The sequence below is a fragment of the Sporosarcina sp. E16_8 genome (assembly GCF_017347095.1).
Lineage (GTDB): Bacteria > Bacillota > Bacilli > Bacillales_A > Planococcaceae > Sporosarcina.
Window position 1 is genome coordinate 47,747 of the sequence record NZ_JADPRZ010000018.1, and the last position, 10,501, is coordinate 58,247.

The window sequence follows — 10,501 nt, forward strand, 5'->3', positions numbered from 1 at the left end:
TTTCCGGCCCGCTTTAGGCGAAATAATCATGACAGTCTTACCGGGGGCATGTGTGGCTAGATGTGACTTCATCACTTCTAGCCACACTCTTTTTAGTAATACTGTTGCGAATAGTTGCCTGTCGCGTACCTACACTATTCAAGTGGAAAATGCAGTCGCTTTTGGAAATGAAAGAATAGCTACTTTTCTATTGAGGTTGCAAGTGCCCGAAGATGCAATTTCGGGCACTCTTGCACATTGTACAATGTGCTTCTTGCTTACTTTTAGTAAAGAGTATGCATCTAGTCATGGGATGACTAATTGAAAGTGACATTTCTTTAATCTAAAAAAGAAAAAACTATAGAGTAAGTGTCAGCCGCCAAAATTGCATCTTTGGCGGCTTTTCTCCAGGTAAGAAGCCTGCTATTCTTTAGTTCCAAAAAGCTTTAGTACTTCATGTATAGTTGCATTTTGAGAGCGACGGATGAACGTCCACCATACGATTACCGAAAAAGTCTCTAGGGATGCGACTTTGTTACATCCCTAGATTTCAAGATATCTCGGTAATGGTATAGCAGTTGTTCACTCCAAAGCGATCAAAAAGCAACTGCACACGGAACGTCTAGTGTGTGATCAAGTTGTTTTCTGGTTACTTGTGGTTAATCAACATATGTGACATTACATCATTAAAATACTTCACACTACTCTTCGCTTCACCAACTGCTCGTTCTGGCCAGTTCGTTTCGATGAAAATCTCCATCAACTTTTCATATCGCTCACCATGTAGAGCCGCCCATTCCAGCGCAATGACCCCTTCATAGAGTAAAGCCATAGTGCGCATTAATCCTTTTGCTTCGATTGTTTGATTGTCAGGAGCCAAACTTGCCAATAGTGTGAGGTCTATTGCTAGTTTTTCCACTGCGTTAGCTATCCGCTGTTTCCATGAACTTTCGGGAACAGCGTCTAACCTTTCTGTCATTTCGTCGATAAATAACAAGTGTGCACTGAATTTATTGACGAGCCTAAGGAGCTCAAGTCCTAAAATATTCGCCGTCCCTTCCCAAACCGTCAATACTTGTGCATCGCGAAGTAGCCGCGGCGTGACGAAATCTTCGATATAACCATTTCCACCATGCATTTCAATTGCTTCATGGGCGAAATGGATTGCCTGTTCTGCGGTTTCTTTTTTAACGAGTGCAATCTTCAAGCGGTTCAATGCAATTTCTTCGTCAGAAGCATTTCCGGAAGTCACTTTATCAAAGAGCTTAATCAGATCGAATGTTGTTGCCAGTTCGACTTCAAGCTTCGCTTTCATGGTCGCTAAACTTTCCTGGATCATTGGAAAGTCCGTCAGTTTTTTGCCGAATGCATTGCGCCTGTCTGCATACATCAAAGCCTCGTTAAACGCGCGGCGCATGATGCCCAGGGACGCAACGGCATTACATATTCGTGATAAATTCAACGCTTCCATCATATAATAGAAGCCTTTTTTCGGATCACCTACGGCATAAGCCAGTGCACCGTCAAACTCCACTTCACCGGATGGCACTGCGCGCACGCCAAGCTTGTCTTTCAATTTCCGAATCTGGATACCATTTAGGGAACCGTCATCTTTTCGCCAAGGTACCGCGAATAAACTCAATCCGCGTGAGCCTGCTGCTGCACCTTCCATTCTTGCAAGAACCATCGCAACACCTGCCATTCCGGCATTGGATGCGAAATACTTTTCGCCTGATAAACGATAATTTTCACCGTCTGCCACCGCCTTCACGGCGTTCGCACCGACGTCTGAACCTCCCTGTCTTTCCGTTAAAAATGTTCCGCCTTCAAATAACTCAGTATCACCCGTTGCACAAACATGTGGCAAGAACTTCTCTTTCACTTCATCACTTGCATAATGATCAAGTAAATAAGCCGTTGCTTGCGTCAATGTTACAGGACAATGGAATCCTGGCTCTGCCTGTGACAACAAGTAACCTTGCGCAAAACTATATAAGTAGTTCCCTTTATGGCCAAGTTGCGGGATATCTTTATGAACGTAACCGACAATCCCTGTCCGGTATGTTTCTTCCACTGTCTTCTTGTAGCCTTCATTGACCCAAACATGTGAACTATCATCGCCGTATTTATCATACTTCTCGAGTCGGGGTTGCCCTTCGCGGTCCGTATGTTTGGCACGTTCATCAATTTCATTGGCAACCAGTGAACCAAATTCCGTTAATTCTTTATGTGCATAATCGTAAAACGTAGGAGACAAGGATTCTTTTAATAGGGTTTGCAGGGTTTCGTCGCGTTCAAAGAAATTCAATGATCGTTCAATTTCAGATCGTTGTTGTAAGACCATTTGCTTCGCCTTCTCTCAGAGGTTGTTTTAATATCTTGCCGGATGCATTACGCGGAAGCGCTTCAACTTGTTCATACAAACGCGGTACTTTATACTGCGCAAGCTTTTCTTTCGCAAATTGTTTAATCTCTTCAGGGTCAAGCACTTCACTAGCGGCAAAATAGGCTTTGACCGTTTCGCCCCATTCCAGATGCGGCACGCCAACTACCGCCACTTCATGAATTGCAGGGTGTGTAATTAGTACTTCTTCAACTTCTTTCGGATAAATATTGACGCCGCCGGATATAATCAAATCTTTTTTCCGGTCCACAACCCAAATGTAACCGTCCTCATCGATTTTCGCCAAATCACCCGTTTTCAACCAGTCCCCTATGAATGTTTCTGCAGTTGCTTCTTTATTGTTATAGTAGCCAAGCATATTGCCTTCCCCGCGCAAAAGAATTTCACCAACTTCACCTAGTTGCACGTCTTCCCCGTCTGGATTAACAATCCTAAATTCCGCATGCAGTGCCGCCCGTTTCCCAATGCTTCCTGCTTTCGTTTTATGTTCACTTGCGCCTAGTAACGTACCGTTCGGGCCCGCTTCTGTCAGCCCATAAACACATATAAAATTATCAGATTGGAACTTTTGCTGTACAAATTCAACTTCCGGTTGCGATAAAGGCGCACTGCCATAAATCCACCATTTCATCGAAGAAAAATCGGCCGTTTCCATTCTCGGATTCTTCGCTGTCAATAAATAAACGACAGGAGCTCCGAAAAAGTGTGTCGTTTTTTCTTGCTCAACGGTATCAATCAAAAGATCCGGTGTGAATGTTGGTGTTAATACGCTAGTTGCCCCAACTATGATTCCTGCCATGAAAAACAGATGAAGCGGCGCCGAATGACTGAGCGGCATCATAATAAGCAAGCGGCTCTCCGGTTTAATTTCCATCTCTACACAAATCATTTGTGCAACCGTGAGGATGTTTTTATAACTGAATAACACGCCTTTCGGTTTACCCGTTGTGCCTGAAGTATATAAAATTGTCGATTCACTGGAATCGGGTAAATTGCATTCGATTGGGGCATCATTGTCATCAAGTACTGTTTCAAAACTGATCCAGCTGTTTTCTAAAGCGGCACCTGTTTTGATTAACACTACATCGCTAACTAGACTTTTTACTGATTCAAATAATAAATCATGTGCAATGAAGGCTTTTGCATCGGAATTCTCAAGTACATATTCCACTTCTGACAGCGACATCTTCGCATTTATCGGAACAATGGTTGCCCCAAGCCGTTGGACTGCGAAATAGGCCACAGCGAATTCCGGAACGTTTGGCATATAGAGAACAGCTTTGTCTCCTTGTCCTATGCCGAGTAGTTTGAGCCCGTGCGCAAACCGATTCACAAGCTGATCAAGTTCCTTATACGTATACCGTTTCCCCATTCCGATAACCGCTTCTGTTTGAGGATATTTCCTCGCATTACGATCCAATAGTTGTGAACTGTTCATTCCCTTAATCCCCCTTTATGTTGGTTAGTTTTCCGGTAAATTGCACAAGCAGCTGTTCCATTTCCCTCTTCATTTCTGTGAGTTCTTGGATTTTCGTTTCTATTTGTCCGATTTTTTCATTGCCAAAATCGATTGTGCGCTCCAATTGTTTTATCCCAGTTCGATCTTTGTCAAAAAGCAAAATCATCTCCTTTATTTCTTCCAGCGTGAATCCGTACCTTTTCCCGCGCAAGATCAGCCTGAGCTTTACGGTTTCTGCTTTCGGATAAATCCGTATATTCCCCGCAGTCCTGTCGGGTTTCAACAAACCAAGTTCCTCATAGTATCGGATTGTACGAGTCGAAACATCATACGCCTGGGCAAGTTTACTGATATCCCTCACTTTAGCCCTCCTTTTCAGGTTTCTGAATTTTCAACTATGTCACTAGTTTAACATTGACGTTAACGTTAATAGCAAGTGGATACTTTTTTATAAGGTTAGCTGTTGGATATGATTGGGTGGCAGGGTTATATGCTCGGTTGATGAGGTTATATGCTCGGTCTGCACGCTATATGATCGGTTGAATTGGTGATATGCTCGGTTCGCACGCTATATGATCGGTTGCCTGGGTGATATGCTCGGTCACACACTTATATGATCGGTTGACTGGGTGATATGCTCGGTCACACACGCTTATATGATCGGTTGAAAAGGTGATATGCTCGGTTCGCACGCTATATGATCGGTTGACTGGGTGATATGATCGGTTCGCACGCTATATGATCGGTTGACTGGGTGATATGCTCGGTCACACACTTATATGATCGGTTGACTGGGTGATATGCTCGGTCATACACTTATATGATCGGTTGCCGCGGTTATATGCTCGGTCATCACACTTATATGATCGCTCACCCCTTTTTCCAACAAAAAAAGGGCTACCCGTTAAAGGATAGCCCCATTATTTCCTTACTCAAACGCCCACTCGTACTTCTTGCTTAAATCGTTCTACTGCCTTCGCCGAATTAACCGGATGGCCCAATTCGTTCAACGTGTCACCAATTAATTCAACCGCTTTTTCCAACATTTCTTCCGTTGTATTGCCCATATGCCCTATGCGGAACGCTATGCCTGCTAAATGAGCAAGTGAGCCCGCGACGATTACGCCTTTTTTACCAAGTGCTGCGCGGAATTCCGCGTCGTTGACTCCCTCTGGATAAAGGATACAGCTCAATGTGGATGCCGCAACCTTTTCATCAGCAAGTGCTTGCATGCCATATTCAGACAGTGCAGCTCGCACCGCTTTGCCGAATGCGGTATGGCGAATAATTCTTGTTGACAATCCTTCCGCGTGAACGAGTCTCATTCCTTCATCATAGGCATAAATCAAGTTCACGGGCGGTGTTGCAAAATACTTTGAAGGATCGTTCATGACAGGAATCCAATTATAAATATCGCAATAATATGCCGGGACGCGCTCAATCTTCTCCCTAGCAGCCAATGCTGTTTTGTTAAAGGCGACAATGGCCAATCCAGGCGGAACGCCAATTGCTTTTTGAGAGCCTGTCAAAATGACATCAATTTTATAGTCCGGATGGCCGTATGTTTTACTCATGTCTTCTTCCATCGCAGCCGTTGCACAAACACCGTCTAAAATGACGAGTGCGCCATGCTTTTTCACGATTGGTATAAGTGCATCAAGATCAGCTGCAACACCCGTTGATGTGTCGGCATGCGTGATTGTCACTGCTTTATAATGCCCTTCAGCAAGTTTTGCTTCCACTTCTTCAGGCGTCACTTGCTTGCCCCATTCTGATTGAAGTACATCCACCTCAATGCCAAAAGCTTGCCCTAGTTTAATGAACCGGTCACCGAAATAACCTTGGCTGAGGACCAATATCTTTTCCCCAGCTGCGACTGTGTTAACGAGTGCCATTTCCATTGCAATCGTTCCTGAGCCCGCAACGACGAACACTTCCCCGTCTGTTTGCAACATTTCACGTGTCTGTTCAATGGCATTTTTGTAAATTGCAACAAATCTCGGATCAGTATGTCCTCTTGTTTCACTCGCCAGCGCATCATAAATGGAATCGACAACAGGTGTCGGTCCAGGTATCAGCAGCATTTCTTCGTTTCGCATTCTATTTCCCCCTACCTATTTTCAATATATACTTTCTAGCTCTAGTACTACTTCCATACATGTTGCCTAAATCCTCTTATAGCTAATCAAAGCAAGTAAAAACGGCTATATTCCACTTATGGGAATAGAGCCGTTACTATGTCACTCTTCGTTCGAACCCATACAGCGCTCACATTCGAACAATGGGGATTCAACTTGCTCTATAATTTCACAGCCACATTCACGACAAATCTTTCTGGGCATTTCTTTCCTATTGTTATTTGTTTGCATATAAATCTCCTCCACTCTCATATTGTTTGACCCCCATTTGTAGTTCAGTTTAATAATTCATAACCCGGCAGTGTCAAAAACTCAACGAAGTCATCTTGCACAATCAAGGATGAAAACAGCTCGGCCGCTTCAGTATATCGGCCTGAACGGAATGCAGTGTCACCAACAGTCTGTTTGATTAATTCCAATTCCTCTTGCAATACTTCTGTAACCAGTTCCCCAGTAATATCAAGCCCGTCACTAAGTTTACCCCGCGGATGACGGATCCATTGCCATACTTGTGATCTGGAAATTTCAGCTGTCGCCGCGTCTTCCATCAAATTGTTGATAGGTGCGGCGCCGTTTCCTCTGAGCCAGGAAGCGATATATTGGACGCCTACACTGCAATTCATTCGCAAGCCTGCTTCCGTAATTGTTCCTTCTGGGACTTCCAGCAAGTCATCAGCGGTAACTTTGACATCTTCTCGTTTACGACCTATCTGATTCGGTGTCGGCATATGCTCGTTGAACTGCTCCATCGCAACTGCGACGAGTCCCGGATGTGCTACCCATGTTCCATCATGTCCGTCTGTCGCTTCACGGCGTTTATCTTCACTTACTTTGCCAAATGCAGCCGCGTTTGCTTGCGGGTCATTTTTAATCGGGATTTGCGCGGCCATCCCACCGACTGCTGGAGCATTGCGCTTATGACAGGTTTGAATACAAAGCAATGTATACGCCCGCATGAATGGCGATGTCATCGTTACTTGACCGCGATCCGGTAAAATGACATCCGGTTGATTGCGCAGCCGTTTGATATAGCTAAAAATATAATCCCAGCGGCCACAATTAAGGCCTGCTGAATGGTCACGAAGTTCATATAGAATTTCGTCCATTTCAAATGCTGCCGCAATCGTTTCGATTAACACCGTTGCCCGAATGGTCCCGCCCTGAATACCAAGTTGCTGCTGTGCGAAGGTAAATACATCGTTCCACAACCTTGCTTCCAAATGACTTTCAAGCTTCGGTAGATAAAAGTAAGGCCCTGATCCGCGTTCGATTAATTCCTGAGCGTTATGGAAGAAGTAAAGTCCGAAGTCGAAGAAACTTCCTGCAATCGGCGCTCCATCAACCACGACGTTCTTTTCCAGCAGATGCAATCCGCGCGGTCGTATCATTAACACTGCGGTATCATCGTTCAACTTGTATGTCTTGCCATTGGAATGCTGTTCAAACTCAATCGTCCGCCGAACGGCATCTTTCATATTGAGCTGACCTTCCAACATGTTTGCCCATGTGGGAGACGTTGCATCTTCAAAACAAGCCATGAATGTTTTTGCGCCTGAATTCAATGCATTGATGACCATCTTCCGACCAACGGGACCTGTAATTTCTACCCGTCTATCCTGCAGATCATGCGGGAGGGGAGCAATTGTCCAATCCCCATCCCGAATGTGTTTTGTTTCGGCTAAGAAATCCAGTTTTATTCCGCTGTCGATAGCGCTTTGACGCTGGTGACGGTTAGCTAAAAGTTCTCTCCGTCTCTCGTCAAAGTTATCATGAAGAGATTGTAGAAACGCCAGTGCTTCCGGTGTTAAAATCTCTTCACTTTCAGCCGTCAGTTCCCCTAAAACTTCTATAGTATGAGATGTCGCTTGATTCGTAGACAGATTGTTCACCCTCCCCGATTGTTGTTAGTGTCCAGTTACTGCCACCGAACGATCAAACAAATTGTGCAGTTTCTGTTGAGCCTTTCATCGCTGTGGTAGAAGATGTACCGCCAGAAATGATCTGTGACACGTCATCGAAGTAGCCTGTTCCAACTTCACGTTGATGTCTAGTCGCTGTGTACCCTTTGTCTTCATTAGCAAATTCAGCCTGTTGCAGTTTTGAATACGCCGCCATGCCATTGGCTTTATAGTCATGCGCAAGATTAAACATGCTGTGGTTCAATGAGTGGAAGCCTGCAAGTGTAACGAACTGGAATTTGTAGCCCATTTTACCGAGTTCCACTTGGTATTTCGCGATTGTCGCTTCGTCCAAGTTTGCTTCCCAGTTGAATGAAGGCGAGCAGTTGTAAGCAAGCATTTTCCCAGGGAATTCTGCATGGATTGCATCTGCAAACTGTTGTGCCTCTTCAAGAGATGGATGCGATGTTTCACACCAGACAAGGTCTGCATAAGGTGCGTAAGCCAATCCGCGTGCAATCGCCTGGTCGATACCAGGTTTTGTACGGTAGAATCCTTCAGGTGTGCGCTCGCCAGTAAGGAATTTAGCGTCAACTGGATCGATGTCGCTTGTGACCATATCTGCTGCATCTGCATCTGTACGTGAGATAAGAACAGTTGGTACGCCGAGAACGTCAGCCGCAAGTCTTGCAGCCACTAAGTTACGAATCGCATTTTGTGTCGGTAGCAATACTTTACCGCCCAAGTGTCCACATTTCTTTTCGGATGCAAGTTGGTCTTCAAGGTGAACGCCTGCTGCTCCAGCTTCGATCATGCCTTTCATTAATTCGAATACGTTAAGGGGTCCGCCGAAACCTGCTTCAGCGTCTGCAATAATGGGTGCGAACCAGTCAAAACCATCTGCACGCCCTTCTGTGTGGTCGATTTGGTCAGCCCGTTGAAGTGCTTGGTTGATACGTTTGACAACAGCAGGAACACTGTTCGCTGGATATAAACTTTGGTCAGGATACATTTGGCCTGAAAGGTTTGCATCCGCCGCCACTTGCCAGCCGCTTAGATAGATTGCTTGAAGTCCAGCTTTTACTTGTTGAACTGCCTGATTGCCTGTTAGAGCACCAAGGGCATTGATGAAATCCTCTTCATGCAATGAACTCCATAAGCGAGTTGCACCTTTAGTTGCAAGTGTTTGTTCAATCAAAACGGATCCACGAAGTTTCACAACATCTTCAGCAGTGTAAGGACGTTCAATTCCTTTCCATCTGCTATCCTCCGCCCAACTTTTCTCCAATTGTTCAATCTGCTCTTGTCTAGTCATATCTCAGTCACACCTTCCAGTTTTTTTGTTCAGCTAGTTGTGAAATTAATTCTTTTGTACTGTTTCATAACAGCTGAAGTTGTTATACAGTAATATATAACAGAAGATGCAAAGTTGTCTGTACTTTCCGACAAAAGGTTGTTATTTTAGGATGAAAGCGGTTTATAGATGACGAAATAGTTTGCTAGTAGAAGTTTCATAGAAAAAAAGGGGGATACAGATGTGAGGATGGTGAATATGGAGATGGAGAGAGAACTGTTACAACAATATGCTTCTATATTGGAAGATTGGGTACCGAAAGATGCCGCTATTGCAATTGCGGTGGGTGATAGCTATATCTATTACGTGGAAGGTATTCATGATATCCGCTTAAGAGAAGGCCAGCAGGTCATGCCTGGTAGCATTGCGGATAAAGTGATTAACGATCGACTCAAAGTTGATAAAATCATGGATAACTCGTTGTTCGGAATTCCCTATTATGGAATCGGTTATCCGATTGATCTCCAAGGCGAACCCGGCGCGTTAATCGTTATTTTGCCGCCGTATTATCATGTACTGCGACATGAACCGTTTCGCTTCCTCACTGGAAAACAAGAGGATGAATGGAGCCCGGTCGCAATTGAAGAAATTGCATATATAGAAAGCTTACAAAAGAAAACTTGGTTTTATGTAGCCAGCGAACAATTCTGTACCAGCTATACGCTGAAAGATTTGCAATTACGACTGCCAAAGACCTTTCTACGTATCCATCGATCTTACATTGTTAACATTCCAGCAATCCAGCGCATTTCCAGGGACATTACTTCTAATCTAGTACTTACATTAAGAGATGGTACAGAGTTACCTGTTGGCCAGACGTATACGGCTGACGTTAGGAAAGCGCTTGGATTTTGAGAGTATGTTGAGGTTGATCATGTGGATATGATCGGTTTGTGAGGTTATATGATCGCTTGGCCGGGGATATGATCGGTGGCCGAGGTTATATGATCGCTTGGCCGGGGGTATGATCGGTGCCCGAGGGTATATGATCGCTTGGCCGGGGATATGATCGATGGCCGAGGTTATATGATCGCTTGGCCGGGGATATGATCGATGGCCGAGGTTTTATGATCGCTTGGCCAGTAGATATGATCGGTGGCCGAGGTTATATGATCGCTTGGCCGGGGATATGATCGGTGCCCGAGGTTATATGATCGCTTGGACGCAGATATAATCGGTGCCCGAGGTTATATGATCGCTTGGCCGCAGATATAATCGGTGGCCGAGGTTATATGATCGCTTGAATAGTAGATATGATCGGTGGCCGAG

General features: G+C 44.8%; 7 protein-coding genes. 1 reads left to right on the forward strand and 6 read right to left on the reverse strand.

Annotated elements, in window-relative coordinates; genetic code table 11:
- Positions 1–628: 628 nt before the first annotated feature.
- The 6 genes from I2484_RS12180 to aceA form a co-directional block, all read right to left on the reverse strand.
- On the reverse strand, positions 629–2,323 hold the full coding sequence (locus tag I2484_RS12180) for an acyl-CoA dehydrogenase family protein (RefSeq protein WP_207151294.1): 1,695 nt from the start codon (positions 2,321–2,323) through the stop codon (positions 629–631).
- Entirely contained in the window at positions 2,301–3,821 is a 1,521-nt protein-coding gene (locus I2484_RS12185; RefSeq protein WP_207151295.1) for a class I adenylate-forming enzyme family protein, read from the reverse strand. The genes I2484_RS12180 and I2484_RS12185 overlap by 23 nt, the downstream gene beginning before the upstream one ends.
- 4 nt (positions 3,822–3,825) lie before the next feature.
- On the reverse strand, positions 3,826–4,203 hold the full coding sequence (locus I2484_RS12190) for a MerR family transcriptional regulator (protein WP_207151296.1): 378 nt from the start codon (positions 4,201–4,203) through the stop codon (positions 3,826–3,828).
- A gap of 571 nt (positions 4,204–4,774) precedes the next feature.
- The gene (locus I2484_RS12195) at positions 4,775–5,941 is read right to left on the reverse strand and encodes a pyridoxal-phosphate-dependent aminotransferase family protein (protein WP_207151297.1); all 1,167 of its coding nucleotides are present in this window, start codon (positions 5,939–5,941) and stop codon (positions 4,775–4,777) included.
- 314 nt (positions 5,942–6,255) lie between these two features.
- Positions 6,256–7,830 (reverse strand): malate synthase A, encoded by a 1,575-nt coding sequence (gene aceB, locus I2484_RS12200; protein ID WP_481886406.1) that lies wholly within the window; start codon positions 7,828–7,830, stop codon positions 6,256–6,258.
- Between the two features lie 82 nt (positions 7,831–7,912).
- A complete protein-coding gene (gene aceA / locus I2484_RS12205) occupies positions 7,913–9,193 on the reverse strand; it encodes an isocitrate lyase (RefSeq protein ID WP_207151298.1) in 1,281 nt (426 codons plus the stop codon).
- Positions 9,194–9,421: 228 nt separating this feature from the next.
- Here aceA and I2484_RS12210 point away from each other — a divergent pair, with 228 nt between their 5' ends.
- Positions 9,422–10,087 carry a LytR/AlgR family response regulator transcription factor gene (locus tag I2484_RS12210; RefSeq protein ID WP_255551376.1) on the forward strand — a complete coding sequence of 222 codons (666 nt, stop codon included), beginning with the start codon at positions 9,422–9,424 and terminating at the stop codon, positions 10,085–10,087.
- Positions 10,088–10,501: the final 414 nt, after the last annotated feature.

Coding starts and splice junctions, on each gene's coding strand:
- I2484_RS12185 (WP_207151295.1), bottom strand. CDS start 3,821: ATGAACAGTTCACAACTATTGGATCGTAATGCGAGGAAATATCCTCAA.
- I2484_RS12180 (WP_207151294.1), bottom strand. CDS start 2,323: ATGGTCTTACAACAACGATCTGAAATTGAACGATCATTGAATTTCTTT.
- aceA (WP_207151298.1), bottom strand. CDS start 9,193: ATGACTAGACAAGAGCAGATTGAACAATTGGAGAAAAGTTGGGCGGAG.
- I2484_RS12195 (WP_207151297.1), bottom strand. CDS start 5,941: ATGCGAAACGAAGAAATGCTGCTGATACCTGGACCGACACCTGTTGTC.
- I2484_RS12210 (WP_255551376.1), top strand. CDS start 9,422: ATGGTGAATATGGAGATGGAGAGAGAACTGTTACAACAATATGCTTCT.